The sequence below is a fragment of the Klebsiella sp. X13 genome (assembly GCF_003323835.1).
Classification (GTDB): domain Bacteria; phylum Pseudomonadota; class Gammaproteobacteria; order Enterobacterales; family Enterobacteriaceae; genus Klebsiella; species Klebsiella ornithinolytica.
The window spans coordinates 1,623,187-1,643,703 of sequence record NZ_CP030874.1; the positions used below are offsets into that span (position 1 = coordinate 1,623,187).

17 protein-coding genes are annotated in these 20,517 nt (G+C 55.8%); 13 read left to right on the forward strand and 4 right to left on the reverse strand.

What is annotated here, in order from left to right; all coding sequences use genetic code 11:
- Nucleotides 1–127 precede the first annotated feature (127 nt).
- The gene (locus DSD31_RS07895) at nt 128–382 is read left to right on the forward strand and encodes a YkgJ family cysteine cluster protein (protein WP_015583834.1); all 255 of its coding nucleotides are present in this window, start codon (nt 128–130) and stop codon (nt 380–382) included.
- On the opposite strand, the gene setB is transcribed toward DSD31_RS07895, so the two are convergent.
- The gene (gene setB / locus DSD31_RS07900) at nt 379–1,560 is read right to left on the reverse strand and encodes a sugar efflux transporter SetB (RefSeq protein WP_032717962.1); all 1,182 of its coding nucleotides are present in this window, start codon (nt 1,558–1,560) and stop codon (nt 379–381) included. The genes DSD31_RS07895 and setB overlap by 4 nt on opposite strands.
- 331 nt (nt 1,561–1,891) lie before the next feature.
- Here setB and fruB point away from each other — a divergent pair, with 331 nt between their 5' ends.
- The 3 genes from fruB to fruA are packed head-to-tail and all read left to right on the forward strand — an operon-like array spanning nt 1,892 to nt 5,669.
- Entirely contained in the window at nt 1,892–3,022 is a 1,131-nt protein-coding gene (gene fruB, locus DSD31_RS07905; protein WP_015583837.1) for a fused PTS fructose transporter subunit IIA/HPr protein, read from the forward strand.
- Complete coding sequence (gene fruK / locus DSD31_RS07910; RefSeq protein ID WP_004864796.1) at nt 3,023–3,961, forward strand: 1-phosphofructokinase; 939 nt, start codon at nt 3,023–3,025, stop codon at nt 3,959–3,961.
- Nucleotides 3,962–3,977: 16 nt separating this feature from the next.
- Entirely contained in the window at nt 3,978–5,669 is a 1,692-nt protein-coding gene (gene fruA, locus DSD31_RS07915) for a PTS fructose transporter subunit IIBC (protein WP_004864795.1), read from the forward strand.
- A 115-nt stretch (nt 5,670–5,784) separates the two neighbouring features.
- Here fruA and nfo read toward each other — a convergent pair whose 3' ends face one another.
- Both nfo and DSD31_RS07925 read right to left on the reverse strand, forming a co-directional pair.
- Entirely contained in the window at nt 5,785–6,642 is an 858-nt protein-coding gene (nfo, locus tag DSD31_RS07920; protein WP_004864792.1) for a deoxyribonuclease IV, read from the reverse strand.
- Nucleotides 6,643–6,735: 93 nt separating this feature from the next.
- Nucleotides 6,736–7,785: a YeiH family protein gene (locus DSD31_RS07925; protein WP_004864791.1), complete on the reverse strand. Its 1,050-nt coding sequence runs from the start codon at nt 7,783–7,785 to the stop codon at nt 6,736–6,738.
- Between the two features lie 371 nt (nt 7,786–8,156).
- On the opposite strand from DSD31_RS07925, the gene yieE reads away from it, so the two are divergent.
- From yieE to DSD31_RS07945, 5 genes are all read left to right on the forward strand, one after another.
- Nucleotides 8,157–9,023: a DNA-binding transcriptional regulator YeiE gene (yieE, locus tag DSD31_RS07930; RefSeq protein WP_004864789.1), complete on the forward strand. Its 867-nt coding sequence runs from the start codon at nt 8,157–8,159 to the stop codon at nt 9,021–9,023.
- Nucleotides 9,024–9,214: 191 nt separating this feature from the next.
- Nucleotides 9,215–10,684 (forward strand): amino acid permease, encoded by a 1,470-nt coding sequence (locus DSD31_RS07935; RefSeq protein WP_004864786.1) that lies wholly within the window; start codon nt 9,215–9,217, stop codon nt 10,682–10,684.
- 58 nt (nt 10,685–10,742) lie between these two features.
- Nucleotides 10,743–11,009 carry a hypothetical protein gene (locus DSD31_RS26135; protein ID WP_004864783.1) on the forward strand — a complete coding sequence of 89 codons (267 nt, stop codon included), beginning with the start codon at nt 10,743–10,745 and terminating at the stop codon, nt 11,007–11,009.
- Nucleotides 10,997–12,970 (forward strand): catecholate siderophore receptor CirA, encoded by a 1,974-nt coding sequence (cirA, locus tag DSD31_RS07940; RefSeq protein ID WP_015583841.1) that lies wholly within the window; start codon nt 10,997–10,999, stop codon nt 12,968–12,970. The genes DSD31_RS26135 and cirA overlap by 13 nt, the downstream gene beginning before the upstream one ends.
- Nucleotides 12,971–13,395: 425 nt before the next feature.
- Nucleotides 13,396–14,919 carry an EAL domain-containing protein gene (locus DSD31_RS07945; protein ID WP_004864779.1) on the forward strand — a complete coding sequence of 508 codons (1,524 nt, stop codon included), beginning with the start codon at nt 13,396–13,398 and terminating at the stop codon, nt 14,917–14,919.
- A gap of 75 nt (nt 14,920–14,994) precedes the next feature.
- Here the strand turns inward: DSD31_RS07945 and fghA are convergent, their stop codons facing one another.
- Nucleotides 14,995–15,828: an S-formylglutathione hydrolase gene (fghA, locus tag DSD31_RS07950; protein WP_086816104.1), complete on the reverse strand. Its 834-nt coding sequence runs from the start codon at nt 15,826–15,828 to the stop codon at nt 14,995–14,997.
- A 370-nt stretch (nt 15,829–16,198) separates the two neighbouring features.
- On the opposite strand from fghA, the gene folE reads away from it, so the two are divergent.
- From folE to mglB, 4 genes are all read left to right on the forward strand, one after another.
- A complete protein-coding gene (folE, locus tag DSD31_RS07955) occupies nt 16,199–16,867 on the forward strand; it encodes a GTP cyclohydrolase I FolE (RefSeq protein ID WP_004864775.1) in 669 nt (222 codons plus the stop codon).
- 17 nt (nt 16,868–16,884) lie between these two features.
- Nucleotides 16,885–18,042, forward strand: coding sequence for a DUF418 domain-containing protein YeiB (gene yeiB / locus DSD31_RS07960; RefSeq protein WP_004864773.1), 1,158 nt, complete (start codon nt 16,885–16,887; stop codon nt 18,040–18,042).
- A 155-nt stretch (nt 18,043–18,197) separates the two neighbouring features.
- Nucleotides 18,198–19,220, forward strand: a complete 1,023-nt coding sequence (gene galS / locus DSD31_RS07965) for an HTH-type transcriptional regulator GalS (RefSeq protein ID WP_004864771.1) — start codon at nt 18,198–18,200, stop codon at nt 19,218–19,220.
- Between the two features lie 293 nt (nt 19,221–19,513).
- A complete protein-coding gene (gene mglB / locus DSD31_RS07970) occupies nt 19,514–20,512 on the forward strand; it encodes a galactose/glucose ABC transporter substrate-binding protein MglB (RefSeq protein ID WP_004864769.1) in 999 nt (332 codons plus the stop codon).
- Nucleotides 20,513–20,517: the final 5 nt, after the last annotated feature.

Sequence of the window (20,517 nt, forward strand, 5' to 3'; positions counted from 1 at the left end):
GGTTCAAAAAATATCGCGTAAAACTACTCGTGCCGGGGCTTTCAGGCAAGTGGAATTCGCGAGTTTTGCTATCTCCGGACAAAACGTTTAGGCTGGGCCGTGAACCGCAACATCAAGAGAGTCATTTATGGAATGTCGTATCGATTGCGGTGCCTGCTGTATCGCCCCCTCTATTTCATCCCCGATCCCCGGAATGCCTGACGGCAAGCCTGCTAACACGCGCTGCGTCCAGCTTTCGGAACAGAATCTGTGCAACATCTTCACGTCGCCGCTCAGACCGAAAGTCTGCGCCAGCCTGCAGCCTGTCTTTGAGATGTGTTCGACAAATCGCGAAGCGGCCATGACCTATCTTATCCAGCTGGAAGCGAGCACCGCGCCTTAAACGTCTTTAATGCGCCACAGGCAAAGCAATGACACCGCGCCCATGCCGAGGGCAATCCAGAAAACAGCGTGATAGCTCCAGATTTCTGCCACCACGCCCGCCAGCGAACCGGCGATAATCCAGCCGACGCGGGTGGTATTGGTATACAGCGTGGTGGCAGCGCCGGCCTGGCCGGGCATCAGATCCTGGAAGTAGAGCATGCCAATACCGGCCAGAATACCGATGAATATCGCGTTCAGCGCCTGCAGAGCCAGCAGTAAAGCGGGCGTATGCACCAGCAGCATCCCTACGTAAAACAGTATTCCGGCGGCCGCGGCGAGGCGCATCAAAAAGCGCTTACCAAAGCGCCGGGCATAATAGCCGGCAATCAGCATCGTCGGGATTTCCAACCCGGCGGCGGTCCCCATCATCAGCCCGGCCAGCTTCTCGGATAAATGCAGCTCATTAATGATATAGAGCGGCATATTAATAATGTACAGGCTGTTAATACCCCACATTAATGTGCAAACGCTGAACAGCAGCAGCGCATCGCGACGATGGGTACGCGGCGCTTCCAGATGACCGACTGCCGCCAGTTTCTCTTTGCGCATGCTGGGCAGAAAGAACCATACCATCGCTCCGCAGACCACAAAGGCGATCGCGGCGCAGAGATACATCACGGTAAAGCCGAACCCCATTGCCAGCGCGTAGGCCAGCGGCGGGCCGATCACCCACGCCAGCGAGACCTGGGCACGCAAAATGGAGCTGAACATCACCGCTTCGCGGCCGGTTTTATCGGCATGCTCGCGCGCCAGGGCGAACATCTGCGGGTTGGCGGTGGAGCCGAAGCTGCTGAGGAAGACCCCGACGAAGAGCAGAATAAAGTAGTTGCGGTTCCAGGCGAACAGCAGGCAGGCCAGGACCCCAAGCAGGCAGCAAAAGACAATCAGCTGCTTGCGATCGCCCTGGCGGTCCGAGCGTCCGGCGAGAAACTGGCTGACCAGAATACCGATCACCGCGCTACCGGTAAAAAAGAAGCCGACCATCGCCGGGCGCACATGCACTTCGTTGGTTAAAAACAGGCTCAGGGTCGGCGTTTGCAACGCGCCGGCAATGCCCGTCAGGAAGGCAACGATCAGGAAAGCAGAAGAGGTTAAATCGAACCCGCGTCGGGGGAGGGCGGCGCTACTGTTTTGCATGGGTGGTTATCTGTAATTGTCTGAGCAGCGGAGTTTACGCCGTCACTCAGAAAATGAACAGTAGTATGGTATGTAAAATTAAAAAGCAGTTTCAAATTAGTCATTTCAGCAAAAAGCTGAAGCCTGGCTGAATGCGAACGTCGGGCTTCAGCAAAAGTGTGCTGCACCTCTAATTTCCGTTATCAGGTTGATAACAGATCTTGCGCAGTGGATAAGAAAGGTACAGACTCATTGAAACGTTTCAGCGTCATCGGGAGTTTCTCCATCAGGAAGATGACGCCTTTTTTCGCAAAATAGCTGAAACGATTCAATACAGCAGGAGAGGAGAACCATGTTCCAGTTATCTGTGCAGGATATTCATCCCGGCCAGCAGGCCGGTAATAAAGAAGAGGCGATTCGTCAGGTTGCCGCAGCGCTGGTCAGCGCGGGCAACGTGGCGGAAGGCTACGTTAACGGGATGCTGGCTCGCGAGCAGCAAACCTCCACATTCCTTGGCAATGGCATTGCCATCCCGCACGGGACTACCGACACGCGTGACCAGGTGCTGAAAACCGGCGTTCAGGTCTATCAGTTTCCGCAGGGCGTAACCTGGGGAGAAGGGCAGACCGCGTACGTGGCAATCGGTATCGCCGCCAGCTCGGATGAACATCTGGGGCTTCTGCGTCAGCTGACCCACGTCCTGAGCGATGATTCAGTCGCTGAACAACTTAAATCAGCGACCACGGCGGAAGAGCTGCGGGCCCTGTTGATGGGTGAAAAGCAGAGCGAAGCGCTGAAACTGGATAATGACACGCTGAGCCTGGATATCGCTGCCAGCGACCTGATGACCTTACAGGCGCTGAACGCCGCGCGTCTGAAAGAGGCTGGCGCCGTTGACGCCTCTTTCGTCAGCCGCACCATCAATGATAAACCGCTTAATCTCGGGCAGGGCATCTGGCTGAACGACAGCGCGGAAGGCAACCTGCGCAGCGCGATTGCGGTCAGCCGTGCCGCCAGCACATTTACCGCCGATGAGCAGCCGGTCTCGCTGCTGATAACCGTCGCGATGGCAGATGAACAGCCTACCGCGGTACTGAATCGCCTGAGCAATCTGCTTATTGATAAAAAAGCTGACCGTCTGCTGAAGTCTGATGGCGCGACGTTGCTGGCGCTGCTGACCAGCGACGAGGCTATCGCCGACGACGTGCTGAGCGCCGAGTATGTGGTGCGCAATGAGCACGGGCTGCACGCCCGTCCGGGCACGATGCTGGTGAACACCATTAAACAATTTTCCAGCGACATTACCGTCACCAATCTGGACGGATCCGGCAAGCCGGCAAATGGCCGCAGCCTGATGAAAGTCGTGGCGCTGGGCGTGAAGAAAGGCCACCGTCTGCGCTTCACCGCGCAGGGTGAAGATGCGCAACAGGCGCTGGATGCGATTGGCGAAGCGATCGCCGCAGGCCTTGGGGAGGGCGCATAAATGAGCAGACGTGTAGCAACGATTACATTAAACCCGGCGTATGACCTGGTGGGTTTCACACCGGAAATTGAACGCGGGGAGGTCAACCTTGTGCGGACCACCGGTCTGCATGCCGCCGGGAAAGGTATCAACGTGGCGAAAGTGCTGAAAGATCTCGGCATTGACGTCACCGTTGGCGGATTTCTTGGTAAAGATAACCAGGATGGTTTTCAGCAGCTGTTCAGCGAGCTGGGGATTGCCAACCGTTTCCAGGTGGTGCAGGGGCGGACGCGCATCAACGTCAAGCTGACGGAAAAAGATGGTGAAGTGACCGATTTCAACTTCTCCGGTTTTGAAGTGACCCCGGCCGACTGGGAACGCTTTGTGAATGACTCCCTGAGCTGGCTGGGTCAGTTCGACATGGTGTGCGTCAGCGGCAGTCTGCCGTCAGGCGTTAGCCCGGAAGCCTTCACTGACTGGATGGTTCGCCTGCGCAGCCAGTGTCCGTGCATCATCTTTGACAGCAGCCGCGAAGCGCTGGTTGCCGGTCTGAAAGCCGCGCCGTGGCTGGTGAAGCCAAACCGTCGCGAGCTGGAAATTTGGGCGGGCCGTAAGCTGCCGGAAATGAAAGACGTGATTGATGCGGCGCATGCGCTGCGCGAGCAGGGCATTGCCCACGTGGTTATCTCCCTCGGCGAAGAGGGTGCGCTGTGGGTTAACGCCTCGGGCGAATGGATTGCGAAACCGCCTTCCGTCGAAGTGGTCAGCACCGTTGGTGCCGGGGATTCCATGGTTGGCGGTCTGATCTACGGCCTGCTGATGCGTGAATCCAGCGAGCATACGCTGCGTCTGGCTACTGCCGTTGCGGCGCTGGCGGTTAGCCAGAGCAATGTCGGTATTACCGATCGTACCCAGTTGGCCGCCATGATGGCGCGTGTCGACTTAAAACCCTTTAATTGACAGCAGGAGAGGCATAATGAAAACGCTGCTGATTATTGATGCCGGACTTGGACAGGCGCGCGCCTATATGGCGAAAACCCTGCTGGGTACCGCAGCGCATAAAGCGCATCTTGAATTGACCGATAACCCGAACGACGCTGAACTGGCGATCGTTCTCGGCACTGCCCTGCCGGCGGATAGCGCGCTGAGCGGTAAACAGGTGTTCCTCGGCGATATTAATCGCGCCGTTGCGCATCCGGAGCTGTTCCTGAGCGAAGCGAAAAGCCATGCGACGCCGTACGCTGCTCCGGCAGCTGCGTCACTGCCGGCCGCGACCGGTGGTGCAAAACGCATCGTGGCGATCACCGCTTGCCCTACCGGCGTTGCGCATACCTTTATGGCGGCAGAAGCCATTGAAACCGAAGCCAAAAAACGCGGCTGGTGGGTGAAGGTGGAAACTCGCGGCTCGGTCGGCGCAGGTAACGCCATCACGCCGGAAGAGGTGGCGCAGGCGGATCTGGTGATTGTGGCTGCCGATATTGAAGTCGACCTGGCAAAATTTGCCGGCAAACCGATGTATCGCACCACTACCGGTCTGGCGCTGAAGAAAACGGCCCAGGAACTGGATAAAGCCGTTGTTGAAGCGAAACCGTACCAGCCATCCGGTCAGAGCGGCAAGCAGGCTGATGCGGCGAAGAAAGAGGGCGGCGGTGCCTATCGTCACCTGCTGACCGGCGTCTCTTATATGCTGCCGATGGTCGTTGCCGGCGGTCTGTGTATTGCGCTCTCCTTTGCCTTTGGTATTAAAGCCTTTGAAGTGAAGGATACCCTTGCCGCCGCGCTGATGCAGATTGGCGGAGGTTCAGCCTTTGCGTTGATGGTTCCGGTGCTGGCGGGCTTTATCGCCTTCTCCATTGCCGACCGTCCGGGCCTGACGCCGGGTCTTATCGGCGGGATGCTGGCCGTCAGCGGCGGCTCCGGCTTTATCGGCGGGATTATCGCCGGTTTCCTTGCCGGTTACGTTGCTAAACTGATCAGCACTAAATTGAAGCTGCCGCCGAGCATGGAAGCGCTGAAACCGATTCTGATCATTCCGCTGGTCTCCAGCCTGATCGTCGGCCTGGCGATGATCTACCTGATTGGCAAACCTGTTGCCGGTATTCTGGCAGGGCTGACCCACTGGCTGCAAACGATGGGAACGGCGAACGCCGTACTGTTGGGCGCAATTCTCGGCGCGATGATGTGTACCGACATGGGGGGCCCGGTGAACAAAGCAGCCTATGCCTTCGGCGTCGGTCTGCTGAGTACCCAAACCTACGCACCGATGGCGGCGATTATGGCGGCCGGTATGGTGCCACCGCTGGCAATGGGTATCGCCACGCTGGTTGCCCGCAATAAGTTTGATAAAGGGCAACGGGAAGGGGGGAAAGCGGCGCTGGTTCTGGGTCTGTGCTTTATCTCTGAAGGGGCCATTCCGTTTGCTGCCCGTGACCCGATGCGTGTCCTGCCATGTTGTATCGTAGGCGGCGCGGTGACTGGTGCTATCTCTATGGCTATCGGAGCGAAACTGATGGCGCCGCACGGCGGTCTGTTCGTCCTGCTGATTCCTGGCGCGATTACCCCAGTGGTTGGTTATCTGCTGGCGATTGTTGCCGGTACCCTGGTGGCCGGTCTCTCCTATGCGGTGCTGAAACGTCCGGAAGGACAGACCGCGGAAAAAGCGGCCTGAGTTATCCTCCGCGATAGAGCGTCGTAATAAAACAAAAGGGCCGAATATTCGGCCCTTTTTCTGTTCTACTTCTCTACGTAGCGATACGTTTCACACGGCCCGCACGCGGCTGGCGTCAGGCCGAGGCCTCTTCCGTTTGTTGCGCTCGCAGCCAGGCAATCTCTTCTGCCCAGATATCCGGGTTAATGGTTTCCAGAATCAACGGGATACCATCGAAGCGGCTGTCCTGCATGATCCAGCGGAAAGCGTCGTGGCCGATATTGCCTTCGCCCAGGCTGTGGTGGCGGTCAACGCGGCTGCCGAAGGCGCTTTTAGCATCGTTGAGGTGCATGCCGCGCAGATAGCGGAAACCGACAATACGTTCGAAGTCGGCGAAGGTTTTCTCACACGCTTCTGCGCTACGCAGGTCATAACCGGCGGCAAAGGCGTGGCAGGTATCAATGCAGACGCCGACGCGGGATTTGTCCTCCACGCCGTCAATAATGGCGGCCAGGTGTTCAAACTGGAAACCGAGGTTGCTGCCCTGGCCGGCGGTATTTTCAATGACGGCGGTCACGCCTTCGGTTTTAGCCAATGCAATATTAATGGACTCGGCAATACGCGCCAGGCACTCGTCCTCCGGTATCTGCTGCAGGTGGCTGCCGGGATGGAAATTGAGCAGCGTCAGTCCGAGCTGCTGGCAGCGGCTCAGTTCATCGATAAAGGCATCGCGAGATTTTTCCAGCGCCTCCTCAACCGGGTGGCCGAGGTTAATCAGGTAGCTGTCGTGCGGCAGGATTTGTCCGGGACCAAAGCGGTATTTTTCGCAGGCGGCTTTGAATTCAGCAATTGTTTCGTCGCTGAGCGGGGCAGCTCGCCATTGCCGCTGGTTTTTGGTAAACAGCGCGAAGGCGGTGGCGTCGATTTCGGCGGCGCGAATGGCGGCATTGGCCAGTCCGCCGGAGGCGCTGACGTGCGCTCCAATGTATTTCATAAAAAAGCTCCAGTTAAGCCGCTGGGTGGAGAGTAATGATAGCGGCTTAACTGCAGAGTTACATCAACGAATGCGTGCGTTCACGCGACCGGGTTATGCCATCAGGCTGTGAATCACCAGGTTGATGGCACCCCCGCCGACGATCAGCCAGACGAACAGTATCAAGGCCATCAGCAGCGGTTTAGCACCGGCTTTTTTCAGCGCGCTGACGTGAGTGGTCAGCCCCAGTGCCGCCATCGCCATCGCCAGCAGGACGGTATCGAGCGTCACCAGCATGTCGACGACCGGTTTTGGCAACAGGTGGAAAGAGTTAAACACCGCCACCAGAATGAACAGGATGGCAAACCACGGAATGGTGATTTTGCTTTTTTCTCCCTGGCCCTCTGGCGCCAGCTGTTTGACGCGAGCGGCCATAAACAGCAGGAACGGAGCCAGCATCATCACGCGCAGCATTTTCGCAATCACCGCGGCATTTTCCGCATCCGGGCTGATTGCATGTCCTGCGGCTACGACCTGCGCCACCTCATGCATCGTAGAGCCCATATAGATGCCATAGGCTTCCGGTGTGAACCAGTGCGCCAGCATCGGATACATCGCCGGATAGAGGAAGATAGCCAGGGTACCGAAAATGACTACCGTAGCCACCGCGACGGTCACTTTACTGGCTTCCGCCTTGACGACCGGCTCGGTAGCCAGAATTGCGGCGGCGCCGCAGATGCTGCTACCGGCGCCAATCAGCCAGCTGGTATGTTTGTCGAGGCCGAAGACCTTCTGCCCGAGGTAACAGGCGATAAAAAAGGTGCTGGTCAGCGTCAGTACGTCGATAGTGATACCGCTGACGCCGACATCGGCGATTTGGGCGAACGTCAGGCGAAAACCGTATAAAATAATGCCGAGTCGTAACAGATGTTGTTTGGCAAAGATCACGCCGCCATCACAGGATTGCCAGAGCTTAGGGTAAATCGTGTTACCGATGACCATACCGAATAAGATGGCCAGCGTCAGGGCGCTGAAGCCGGCGCCGGCGATAGCGGAAAAGCTACCAGCCCAAAGCGCAGCGCCGGTCAGAACGGCGGTCAGCGCAAGTCCCGGGATAAAATGCCATAGGGTGCGATGTTTAGTCGGTAAAGTGAGTGCTGTCATAACCTTCTCCTTTGTCTGTGTAAAGATTACGACGGACTGGTTTAAATATAAAATTGATTATATATTTATAATCAATCGGAATAAGTGGTATACCCGCCATACATCAAGGTGCTGTGCGTTGGCTGCGCTCACTTACCCCAGTCACATGTTTCAGTAAGTGCCTGGGGGACTTGCTCTCTGGCCGCATGATTCGGCCTATGGCCTGAACCCTTTGGGGCCAGCGTAAACGCTGTTCAGGACGGTTAACCGTCTTGTCCTGCAACTCGAATTATTCAGGGTATATGCGAATATTTTCGCGTCTGGAGTGGCATTCTCACGATCGACCGGTTGTCGGAGAGCCACGCTGTATATAAATGAAGGCAGGATGAGTTATGCATATCACGCTACGGCAGCTGGAAGTATTTGCTGAGGTGCTAAAGAGCGGGTCAACGACCCAGGCGTCACAGATGCTGGCGCTTTCTCAATCGGCGGTCAGCGCGGCGCTGACCGATCTGGAGGGGCAGCTGGGCGTGCAGCTGTTTGACCGCGTCGGCAAGCGGCTGGTGGTAAACGAACATGGCCGGCTTCTCTACCCGCGGGCGCTGGCATTACTGGAGCGCGCGCTGGAGATTGAGCAGCTGTTTCGCGGTGACAATGGCGCGATCCGGGTTTATGCCAGCAGCACGATCGGCAACTATATCCTGCCGGAAATTATCGCCCACTATCGCCGAGATTTTCCCGACCTGCCGCTGGAGCTGAGCGTGGGCAATAGCCAGGACGTGATTAATGCGGTCGCCGATCTGCGGGTGGATATCGGGCTTATCGAAGGGCCATGTCATGCGGCAGACATTATCGCCGAGCCATGGCTGGAAGATGAGCTCGTGGTGTTCGCCGCACCGGATTCGCCGCTGCTGGAAGGGGAGGTGACGCTGCAACGGCTGGCGGAAGCGCCGTGGATCCTGCGTGAACATGGCTCCGGCACCCGCGAAATCGTTGACTACCTGTTGCTGTCGCATCTGCCGGCGTTTCATCTGGGCATGGAGCTCGGCAATTCGGAAGCTATCAAACACGCCGTGCGTCACGGCCTGGGCATCAGCTGCCTCTCCCGGCGGGTTATCGCCGAACAGCTGGAGGTGGGATCGCTGGTTGAACTGCCGGTCCCGCTGCCTAATCTGACCCGCACTCTGTGGCGGATTCACCATCGGCAAAAGCATATTTCCAAGGCATTACAACGTTTTCTGCGCTACTGTCAGGTATAAATCATCGGCGGCTAGCAAGGGTATTATCGTGAGAGATCAGCAGATTATGACTGGCATTTCCGGGGATTAGTGCTTTACTAATAATCCATTGTCGATCATGAAGCTCTCTTATAACTTCGCATTTGTACCGGATAGAACCCGGATCGTCTGCTACAATCGCGCCTCGTTTTTTGGATGGATAGCATTTTCACATGGTTTCGGATACTAAAACCACAGAAGCGCCCGGCCTACGCCGTGAACTGAAGGCGCGCCACTTGACCATGATCGCTATTGGCGGTTCCATCGGTACAGGTCTTTTCGTTGCATCTGGTGCAACTATTTCTCAGGCAGGCCCTGGCGGCGCACTGCTTTCCTATATTCTGATCGGTCTGATGGTCTATTTCCTGATGACCAGCCTGGGTGAACTGGCGGCGTATATGCCGGTATCTGGTTCCTTTGCGACTTACGGTCAGAACTATGTCGAAGAGGGCTTTGGCTTCGCGCTGGGCTGGAACTACTGGTATAACTGGGCGGTGACCATCGCCGTTGACCTCGTGGCGTCTCAGCTGGTAATGAGCTACTGGTTCCCGGATACGCCGGGTTGGGTCTGGAGCGCCCTGTTCCTCGGTATTATGTTCCTGCTGAACTGGATCTCGGTTAAAGGCTTTGGCGAAGCGGAATACTGGTTCTCGCTGATCAAAGTGGCCACCGTGATTATCTTTATTGTTGTCGGCGTGATGATGATCGTCGGTATCTTTAAAGGCGCGCAGCCTGCGGGCTGGAGCAACTGGGCCATTGATGACGCGCCGTTTGCCGGTGGTTTCTCCGCGATGATAGGCGTGGCGATGATCGTCGGCTTCTCGTTCCAGGGCACCGAGCTTATTGGTATTGCCGCGGGCGAATCCGAAAATCCGGAAAAGAATATCCCGCGTGCGGTGCGCCAGGTGTTCTGGCGTATCCTGCTGTTCTATGTCTTCGCGATTTTGATTATCAGTCTGATCATTCCGTATACCGATCCAAGTCTGCTGCGTAACGACGTGAAAGACATTTCCGTCAGCCCGTTCACCCTGGTGTTCCAGCATGCGGGCCTGCTGTCTGCGGCGGCAATCATGAACGCGGTTATCCTGACGGCGGTGCTGTCGGCGGGTAACTCGGGAATGTATGCGTCAACGCGTATGCTCTATACCCTGGCCTGCGATGGCAAAGCTCCGCGCATCTTCTCGAAGCTGTCCCGTGGCGGCGTGCCGCGTAATGCGCTGTATGCCACGACGGTGATTGCCGCGCTGTGCTTCCTGAGCTCGATGTTTGGTAACCAGACCGTTTACCTGTGGTTGCTGAACACCTCCGGGATGACCGGTTTCATCGCCTGGCTGGGGATCGCCATCAGCCACTATCGTTTCCGTCGCGGCTACGTGCTGCAGGGCAACGATCTAAACAATCTGCCGTACCGTTCAGGGTTCTTCCCGCTGGGGCCGATCTTTGCCTTCGTGCTGTGCCTGATTATCACGCTGGGCCAGAACTATGAAGCGTTCCTGAAAGACACCATCGACTGGGGTGGCGTGGCCGCAACCTATATCGGTATCCCGCTGTTCCTGGTGATCTGGTTTGGTTATAAGCTGGCAAAAGGTACCCGTTTCGTCCGCTATAGCGAAATGAAGTTCCCACAGCGATTTAAAGGCTGACGGCCGAAGCTTATTGTAACCGTTCCCGCAAAACCCTCTTTTAAAGAGGGTTTTTTTTATGCTGTACGCCTTACAAATTGATACAGTTCTTCATAATTTTATTGATAATCGAAATCATTATCTTTATCATCCTCATCAAAATCAGGATGAAGCCAATCTCCCTGTCTTGCCGGTCATGAACAACCAGCAAGGGGCGACCAGCCACGTCAACTGTAAAAAAAGACCGCGCGTACCGCCAATGAGCGGTGCGCCGACAGTACGTGTTAATTGCACCTTTTGTTTGATTCGTTATAGACCTCATGGAGATATGGAATGTTCAGGTTAAACCCTTTTGTCCGGGCGGGATTGTGCGCATCCGTCGTATCGCTGGCGTTTCCGGCCGCAGCCGAAGTGAATGAAGAAACGCTGGTCGTCACCGCCGCGGCGACTGAACAGAGCGTCAAAGATGCGCCAGCCAGTATCAGCGTTATTACTCAGCAAGATCTGCAGCGCCGCCCGGTCCAGAACCTGAAGGATGTCCTGCGCGACGTGCCAGGTGTGCAGCTCACCAACGAAGGCGACAACCGCAAGGGCGTCAGCATTCGCGGCCTCGACAGCAGCTATACGCTGATTCTGGTCGACGGCAAACGCGTCAACTCGCGCAACGCGGTCTTCCGCCATAACGATTTCGATTTAAACTGGATCCCGGTCGATGCCATCGAGCGCATTGAAGTGGTCCGCGGGCCGATGTCCTCCCTCTATGGTTCCGACGCCCTCGGCGGCGTGGTGAACATCATCACCAAAAAAGTCGGCCAGAAGTGGACCGGAACCCTGAGTGCCGATACCACGATTCAGGAACATCGCGATCGCGGTGATACCTACAACGGTCAGTTCTTTACCAGCGGCCCGCTGATTGACGGCGTGCTGGGGATGAAAGCCTACGGCAACCTGGCAAAACGCGCGAAAGACGATCAGCAGCCCTCCAGCAATGCCGCCGGCGAAACGCCGCGTATTGAAGGTTTTACCAGCCGCGATGGCAACGTTGAGTTTGCCTGGACGCCGACCGATAACCAGGACATCACCGCCGGCTATGGCTTCGATCGCCAGGATCGCGATTCCGACTCCCTCGACCGCAACCGTCTGGAACGCCAGAACTACTCCCTGAGCCATAACGGCCGTTGGGACGTGGGCAATAGCGAACTGAAGTTTTATGGCGAAAAAGTCGATAACAAAAACCCGGGCCAGGACGGGACGATCACCTCTGAAAGCAATGCCGTTGACGGCAAGTACGTTCTGCCGCTGGGGATGATTAACCAGCTGCTGACCTTCGGTGGCGAATGGCGCCACGATAAACTGAAAGATCCGGTCAACCTGAGCAGCGGCGGAAAATCCACCTCTGCCAGCCAGTACGCGCTGTTTGTTGAGGATGAGTGGCGTATTTTCGAACCGCTGGCGCTGACCACCGGTATTCGTATGGACGACCATCAAACCTACGGCGATCACTGGAGTCCACGTGCTTACCTCGTCTACAACGCAACCGATACGGTCACCGTAAAAGGCGGCTGGGCCACGGCCTTTAAAGCGCCGTCGCTGCTGCAGCTGAACCCGGACTGGACCACCAACTCCTGCCGTGGCTCGTGCAGCATCATTGGTAACCCGGACCTGAAGCCGGAAACCAGCGAAAGCTTCGAACTTGGCCTCTACTACCGCGGCGAAGAGGGGCTGCTGGATGGCGTAGAAGGCAGCGTGACCACCTTCCAGAATAACGTCGACGATATGATCGATATTCTGCGAACCTCCAGCGCCAGCGAAGCGCCGGGCTACCCGAACTTTGTCGGCTGGAAAACGGTCAACGGCAAACGCGTACCGGTCTTCCGCTACTTCAACGTCAACAAAGCGCGTATTAAAGGGGTGGAAACCGAAGTCAAAGTGCCGTTCGGCGACGAGTGGAAGCTGACGGTGAACTACACCTATAACGATGGCCGCGATCTCAGCAACGGTGGCGACAAACCGCTGCAATCGCTGCCGTTCCACACCGCCAACGGGACGCTGGACTGGAAACCGCTGGATGACTGGTCCTTCTACGTCACCGCGAATTATACCGGCGAGCAGCGCGCTGTCAGCGCCACCTCGAAAACCCCGGGCGGCTACACCATGTTTGATATCGGTGCGGCCTGGCAGGTGACGAAGAGCGTGAAGCTGCGTTCAGGCGTGCTGAACGTGGGGGATAAAGATCTGAGCCGCGACGACTATAGCTATACCGAAGAAGGTCGTCGCTACTTTATGGCCGTGGACTACCGCTTCTGATCGAAGCGGAAAGAGGGCAGATGGCGACTGCTGTCTGCCCCTGGATAAACCTCTGGCCGGCTTTGCATCATGATGGCCTGACCTTACATCGCCGTCGGTGTTTCCACAATGCCGACGGTGAGTTGTTTTTGCAGATGTTTTTCAATGCGCTGGCGCCGTTATCACACAAACAGGCGCGGCGCGAAATGGCGTATACACTATAGGGAGAGACGCTCCCATTCTCTATCAGGATGGATGACTTCCTCCGGTTTGTTCAGAACTGAAATTCGACGGTGAGTGGTAATATCCGCCGGTTATTTCCGCTGGTGTCCAGAACACATTCAGAGGGCAGGGTTAAGATTGAGAACATGACTGACGTCATGAGGATCAATGGTGAGCATGTCGACGTTATTCATTAATCGCATCTCCATTGACAGAGAACAATAATGCGCAATGTCATACTCCCTGTTTTCGTTGCTGTATTTTTTATCCTCATCGGCGTGTCTATTTTGAATATACAGCTGTGGTACTCCGCCAGAATAAATAGCGCCAATGCCGCACATCATGCCGCGAAAAGAATTGATGCCATCCTTGAGGAGGCGCGCCAGGCGACAACAACCGCGCTGGAGGTGGCGAGCAGAGGCTGTACGCCGGAAGGCCAGTTTCAACTTGGGACGGAGGCGGCGCTTAAACCACACCTCAGAACGATTTTGATTATTAAGGACGATAAAATCTGGTGTTCTTCCCTGCCGGGAAATCGGGTTCTGCTGTTGAATTTCAACGATATGCCGGACACCCGGTTAATGCTGATTCCCGCGAGAAATACCGTGAACAGTCGGCCGATTCTCGCCTGGCAAACGCGTTTTCCGGCCGGAAAAGCCGTCATCAGCATCAGCGATGTACATATTCGCGATGCGCTGAGCAGCAATATACAGAATACGCAATTTGCCTTAGTGGTGGGCGACCGCACTATCGGAACGGCAGGCGATGTCAGAAACACCGACTTAAGCCGCAGTACCACCGCATATTTCCGATCGGCCGAATTTATGTTTGCTATTGAATACAATCTCCCGGCGTTTTTTAGTGTTAAACGAATGATTAATCAGGGGGCTGGTTTGTTGATCTTTATTCTGTTCGTGGCATGCGCCCTGGCCTGGATCCTGCTGAAGTATGCGAACAAATACACGACCCCCGAGGATAACTTGCGTAAAGCCATTGAAAACGGGGAGATCGTTCCTTTTTACCAGCCGGTGGTTAATGGCCGCAGCGGGGCTATCTATGGCGTCGAGGTGTTGGCCAGATGGAAACATCCGCGACTGGGGCTTATTTCACCGGTGACATTTATCCCCCTCGCGGAACGAACGGGACTGATTATTCCCTTAACCCAAAGCCTGATGGCGCAGGTGGTGGTGCAGATGAACAAAATCACCAGCAAGCTGCCCGATGGTTTTCATATTGGTATCAACTTCAGCGCTTCACATATCAGTTCGCCTCAGTTTATGGATGACTGTCTGAAATACCGCGACGGTTTCCAGAACAAGAATTTAACGCTGGTGCTTGAAGTCACCGAACGTGAACCGCTCCACGTCGATGAGCAGCTGATCGCGAATCTGAACACTCTGCACGCCCGCGGTTTTACAATTGCGCTGGATGATTTTGGCACCGGGTATTCAGGGCTGTCTTATCTTCATGATTTGAACATTGACTACATAAAGATCGATAAAAGCTTTGTCGGTCGGGTGAACGGCCTCGATGAATCGACGAAGCTGCTGGACTGCGTGCTTGAAATGGCGCGCAAGCTCTCATTGCGTATTGTGGCTGAGGGCGTTGAAACCGTAGAGCAGCTGAATTATCTCAACCGGAAAAATATCACGCTGTTACAAGGTTATTATTTTTTTAAACCGGTTTCTTATATTGAGCTGATAAAGATCCTGCTGTCGAAGAATAAAGAAACGGTGATTGTTGAATGACGCATGCCATTGCGCGGCGGTCGGGCCAGCGGGAAACGGTGCGCCGCGACGAGGCTGCGGCACACCGGCAGGCAATCAGGCCAGCAGATAGCGGGCATGAAAACGCAGATGATCTTCGATAAATGAAGCAATGAAATAGTAGCTGTGATCGTAGCCGGGCTGAATTCTCAGGGTTAACGGCCACGCCTTCTGCCGCGCGCACTCTGCCAGCACCGCCGGCTGCAGCTGTAGCGCGAGGAATGTGTCGTTATCGCCCTGGTCTATCAGCGTCGGAATGGCATCGCCGGGCTGGCTGGCCTGCATTAATGCGCAGCTGTCCCACGCCTGCCAGGTCGACTCATCGGCCCCCAGATAGGCGGTGAAGGCTTTTTGCCCCCAGGGAACCTGCGTAGGGTTAACGATGGGCGCGAAAGCGGAAACGCTGGTAAAGCGACCCGGGTTTTTCAGCGCCATGATCAGTGCGCCGTGCCCGCCCATCGAGTGACCGCTGATTGCGCAGCGCTCGCTGACGTGAAACTGCGAACGGATGAGCTGCGGCAGTTCGTCACGCAGGTAGTCGTACATCTGGAAATGCGCAGACCACGGCGCCTGGCTGGCATTCAGGTAAAAACCTGCGCCTTTGCCCAGATCCCAACCGCTATCGTCGGCGACATCATCGCCGCGAGGGCTGGTATCCGGCATCACCAGCACAAGGCCAAGTTCGGCAGCGATACGCTGGGCGCCCGCTTTGGTGGTGAAGTTTTCATCATTGCAGGTCAGCCCCGACAGCCAGTAGAGCACCGGCGGCGTCTCATCACGCAGGGGAGGTAAAAAAATACTGAACGTCATTGCACAGTTCAGGGTACTGGAGTCGTGCCGCCAGCGTTGCTGCCGACCTTCATAACAGCGATGCTCTTCAAGCAATTCCATGCAGGGCTCCTCAGGAAGGTAAATGCGGGTGTCAGGTCATAATACAGATATTTCATCTACCCGTGAGTAACTTTCACTTCCTCCTTTGAGGAACATATTGCATCATTAATGCAACTTTTAGCCAACATGCCCGCAGCTGCCCGCCCGCCGGAAACGGTGCCATACCGCGTGGCGCTAAGTGGCTGAGTGAAAGGCGAGTAGGGCAAGTTTAATGAGCGGCAGGCAGGGCCCGTCGCGAGGGATCAATAGCTCACGCAAATTTCAATAATTATCGTTTCGGCTACTGGATTATGTGCGCCACCTCACGCACAATGAATGCAAACTTTGCCCGCAGAAGAGCAAAGAGCGCCACACCTGCAGGAGAACCTAAATGTCAGCACTGAGTAAAGAAGCCATACTCGTTCATGAAGCGCTGGTCGCTCGTGGGCTGGAGACGCCGCTGCGTCCGCCAGTACAAGAAATTGATAATGAAACTCGCAAGAGCTTGATTGCCGGACACATGACCGAGATTATGCAACTGCTGAATCTTGATCTAACTGATGACAGCCTGATGGAAACGCCACGACGCATCGCCAAGATGTACGTCGATGAGATTTTTTCCGGGCTGGATTATGCCAGGTTCCCAAAAATCACCGTTATCGAAAACAAAATGCAGGTCGATGAAATGGTCACCGTGCGTGACATTACCTTGACCAGCACCTGTGAACACCACTTTGTCACTATTGATGGTAAAGCGACGGTAGCCTATATCCCGAAAGATTCGGTCATCGGCCTGTCGAAAATTAACCGTATCGTGCAGTTCTTTTCTCAGCGCCCGCAGGTGCAGGAGCGACTGACTCAGCAGATTTTAACGGCGCTGCAGACGCTGCTGGGCACCAGCAACGTTGCGGTATCCATTGATGCGGTGCATTACTGCGTCAAAGCGCGCGGCATCCGTGATGCCACCAGTGCCACGACGACGACCTCTCTGGGCGGCCTGTTTAAATCCAGCCAGAATACTCGCCAGGAGTTCCTGCGCGCCGTACGTCACCACAACTAAAATACGGAGCAGGGCAGATGGAGCGAAATGTCACGCTGGACTTTGTGCGCGGCGTCGCCATCCTTGGGATCCTGCTTCTCAATATCAGCGCCTTCGGCTTGCCGAAGGCCGCCTACCTCAACCCGGCGTGGTCCGGGAGCATTTCCCTCAGCGATGCCTGGACCTGGGCAATTCTCGATCTGTTTGCGCAGGTCAAATTTCTGACGCTGTTTGCCTTGCTGTTTGGCGCCGGACTACAGATGCTGCTGCCTCGCGGCAAGCGCTGGATCCAGTCGCGCCTGACGCTCCTGGCGCTGCTGGGTTTTATCCACGGTCTGTTGTTCTGGGATGGCGATATCCTGCTGGCCTATGCCCTGGTGGGGCTGGTGGCGTGGCGCATGGTGCGCGATGCGCATCACATCAAATCGCTGTTTAACACCGGCGTCGTGCTCTACGTCATCGGTGTTGCGGTGCTCGTGCTGCTCGGCGTGATTTCCGGCGGCGCGCCGAACCGTTCATGGGTGCCCGATGCGGCCAATTTACAGTATGAGCAATACTGGAAGCTGAACGGCGGGCTGGAGGCGGTCAGCAACCGTGCCGATATGCTCTCCGATAACCTGCTGGCGCTGGGGGCGCAGTACGGCTGGCAGCTGGCGGGGATGATGCTAATGGGAGCGGCGCTGATGCGCAGCGGCTGGTTAAAAGGGCAGTTTAGCCTCAGCCACTATCGCCGCACCGGCGCCCTGCTGATTGTCGCCGGCATGGCCGTCAATCTGCCGGCTATTTTTGCCCAGTGGCATCTGGGGTGGAATCCTCGCTGGTGTGCGTTCCTGTTACAGGCTCCTCGCGAACTGGGCGCCCCGCTGCAGACCATAGGCTATGCCGCGCTGGCATGGGGCTTCTGGCCGCAGCTGTGCAGGCTGCGGCTGGTGGGGGCTATCGCCTGCGTCGGGCGGATGGCGCTGACCAACTATCTGCTGCAAACGCTGGTCTGCACCACTATTTTTTACCGTTTTGGCCTGTTTATGAAGTTTGACCGTCTGCAGTTGCTGGCTTTCGTGGTGCCGGTCTGGGCGGTAAATATCACCTTCTCTCTCTTTTGGCTACGTCATTTCCGTCAAGGGCCGGTGGAATGGCTGTGGCGTCAGTTAACCCTGCGTGCGTCGGGGACATCACTAAAAAACACATCCAGATAACGATCTCGATCACAATCATTAACAAAACGGATGTAACCGTTTCCAGCCTTGTGACATCTCTCACGTAGCGTGCAGCACGTCGCTGCCAGAATAGCCACCTTGCTGAACACAGGAGGTGGGTGTGACGTATTGCAATTCTCTTAAGGGCGGTAAGCATGATCACCATTCGTGATGTCGCCCGTCAGGCGGGCGTTTCCGTGGCGACCGTCTCGCGCGTGCTGAACAACAGCGCGCTGGTGAGCCCGGATACGCGGGAAAATGTAATGAAAGCGGTAACGCAGCTGGGCTACCGGCCGAACGCCAACGCCCAGGCGCTGGCGACGCAGGTCAGCGACACCATTGGCGTGGTGGTGATGGATGTGTCGGATGCCTTTTTCGGCGCGCTGGTCAAAGCGGTGGATACGGTCGCTCAGCAGCACCAGAAATATGTGTTGATCGGCAATAGCTACCATGAGGCGGAAAAAGAGCGTCATGCCATCGAGGTGCTGATTCGCCAGCGCTGTTCCGCGCTGATCGTCCATTCCAAAGCCCTCAGCGATGAAGAGCTTGGCGACTTTATGGAGCATATTCCGGGGATGGTGCTGATTAACCGCATTGTGCCCGGCTACGCGCACCGCTGCGTGGGGCTGGATAACGTCAGCGGGGCGCTGATGGCCACGCGGATGCTGCTGAACCACGGCCATCAGCGCATAGGCTACCTCTCCTCAAACCACGGCATTGAAGATGACGATATGCGCCGGGAAGGGTGGTGTAAGGCGTTACAGGAACAAAATATTATTGCGCCAGATAGCTGGATCGGCTCGGGCACGCCGGATATGCAGGGTGGAGAAGCGGCTATGGTTGAGCTGCTGGGGCGCAATTTAGGCCTCACCGCGGTCTTTGCCTACAATGACAGCATGGCGGCCGGGGCGCTGACGACGCTCAAAGATAACGGCATTGCGGTACCGCAGCATTTGTCGTTGATCGGCTTTGACGACATCCCTATTTCTCGTTACACCGACCCACAGCTGACGACCGTGCGCTATCCTGTTATGTCAATGGCAAAGCTGGCAACGGAGCTGGCGCTGCTGGGGGCGGCAGGCAAACTGGATCATGAAGCGCGTCATTGCTTTATGCCAACGCTGGTACGCCGTCATTCGGTGATGCCGCGACAAATTGCGGGGCCGATCACTAACTGATGATGTGCCTTATGTAACCGCTTTCAATCTGTGAGTAAATTCACAGTATATTAACATTCAACTGATTATGATGGCCTCGTTTACCAGTCTGAACCACTATGTCACGGTGATTAATCACTTTTACCGTAGCAATAAGGCGCTAAACGCTTAATTAAGTCCTATTTCTGGAGCGTTACCCTACACGGAAGACAGAATTTACAGTCGTGAATGTTGTTGTGCGGTAACACTAATGTAACAAGTCCCCGCCGGCTATTTTCACACCAACGACCCTGCATAATAAAACCGGAGATTCCATGAATAAGAAGGTGTTAACCCTGTCTGCTGTTATGGCTAGCATGTTATTTGGTGCCGCGGCACACGCAGCGGATACCCGCATCGGCGTAACCATTTATAAATATGACGACAACTTTATGTCGGTCGTGCGCAAGGCGATTGAGAAAGACGGCAAATCAGCGCCAGACGTTCAGCTGCTGATGAATGACTCGCAGAATGACCAGTCCAAACAGAACGATCAGATTGACGTCCTGCTGGCAAAAGGGGTGAAGGCGCTGGCGATTAACCTGGTGGACCCGGCAGCGGCTGGCACCGTTATCGAAAAAGCGCGCGGCCAGAACGTACCGGTGGTGTTCTTTAACAAAGAGCCGTCTCGCAAAGCGCTGGATAGCTATGACAAAGCCTTCTACGTCGGGACTGACTCCAAAGAGTCCGGGATTATTCAGGGCGACCTGATTGCCAAGCACTGGAAAGCCAATCCGAACTGGGATCTGAACAAAGATGGTCAGATTCAGTATGTCCTGCTGAAAGGCGAGCCGGGCCACCCGGATGCTGAAGCGCGTACCACTTACGTGGTTAAAGAGCTGAATGACAAAGGTCTGAAGACTCAGCAGCTGCAGATGGACACCGCGATGTGGGATACCGCTCAGGCGAAAGATAAGATGGATGCCTGGCTGTCAGGTCCGAACGCGAACAAAATCGAAGTGGTTATCGCCAACAACGATGCGATGGCAATGGGCGCGGTTGAAGCGCTGAAGGCTCACAATAAGAGCAGCATTCCGGTATTCGGCGTCGATGCCCTGCCTGAAGCACTGGCGCTGGTAAAATCTGGCGCGATGGCCGGTACCGTGCTGAACGATGCTAACAACCAGGCGAAAGCGACCTTCGATCTGGCGAAAAACCTGGCCGATGGTAAAGAAGCGGCAGCGGGTACTAACTGGAAGATTGAGAATAAGATCGTCCGCGTACCTTATGTTGGCGTAGATAAAGACAATCTGAGCCAGTTTATCGGTAAATAATTATT

Excerpts from the sequence above, each read along its gene's own strand:
- DSD31_RS07895 (WP_015583834.1), top strand. The coding sequence starts at position 128 with ATGGAATGTCGTATCGATTGCGGTGCCTGCTGTATCGCCCCCTCTATT.
- setB (WP_032717962.1), bottom strand. The coding sequence starts at position 1,560 with ATGCAAAACAGTAGCGCCGCCCTCCCCCGACGCGGGTTCGATTTAACC.
- fruB (WP_015583837.1), top strand. The coding sequence starts at position 1,892 with ATGTTCCAGTTATCTGTGCAGGATATTCATCCCGGCCAGCAGGCCGGT.
- fruK (WP_004864796.1), top strand. The coding sequence starts at position 3,023 with ATGAGCAGACGTGTAGCAACGATTACATTAAACCCGGCGTATGACCTG.
- fruA (WP_004864795.1), top strand. The coding sequence starts at position 3,978 with ATGAAAACGCTGCTGATTATTGATGCCGGACTTGGACAGGCGCGCGCC.
- nfo (WP_004864792.1), bottom strand. The coding sequence starts at position 6,642 with ATGAAATACATTGGAGCGCACGTCAGCGCCTCCGGCGGACTGGCCAAT.
- DSD31_RS07925 (WP_004864791.1), bottom strand. The coding sequence starts at position 7,785 with ATGACAGCACTCACTTTACCGACTAAACATCGCACCCTATGGCATTTT.
- yieE (WP_004864789.1), top strand. The coding sequence starts at position 8,157 with ATGCATATCACGCTACGGCAGCTGGAAGTATTTGCTGAGGTGCTAAAG.
- DSD31_RS07935 (WP_004864786.1), top strand. The coding sequence starts at position 9,215 with ATGGTTTCGGATACTAAAACCACAGAAGCGCCCGGCCTACGCCGTGAA.
- DSD31_RS26135 (WP_004864783.1), top strand. The coding sequence starts at position 10,743 with ATGCTGTACGCCTTACAAATTGATACAGTTCTTCATAATTTTATTGAT.
- cirA (WP_015583841.1), top strand. The coding sequence starts at position 10,997 with ATGTTCAGGTTAAACCCTTTTGTCCGGGCGGGATTGTGCGCATCCGTC.
- DSD31_RS07945 (WP_004864779.1), top strand. The coding sequence starts at position 13,396 with ATGCGCAATGTCATACTCCCTGTTTTCGTTGCTGTATTTTTTATCCTC.
- fghA (WP_086816104.1), bottom strand. The coding sequence starts at position 15,828 with ATGGAATTGCTTGAAGAGCATCGCTGTTATGAAGGTCGGCAGCAACGC.
- folE (WP_004864775.1), top strand. The coding sequence starts at position 16,199 with ATGTCAGCACTGAGTAAAGAAGCCATACTCGTTCATGAAGCGCTGGTC.
- yeiB (WP_004864773.1), top strand. The coding sequence starts at position 16,885 with ATGGAGCGAAATGTCACGCTGGACTTTGTGCGCGGCGTCGCCATCCTT.
- galS (WP_004864771.1), top strand. The coding sequence starts at position 18,198 with ATGATCACCATTCGTGATGTCGCCCGTCAGGCGGGCGTTTCCGTGGCG.
- mglB (WP_004864769.1), top strand. The coding sequence starts at position 19,514 with ATGAATAAGAAGGTGTTAACCCTGTCTGCTGTTATGGCTAGCATGTTA.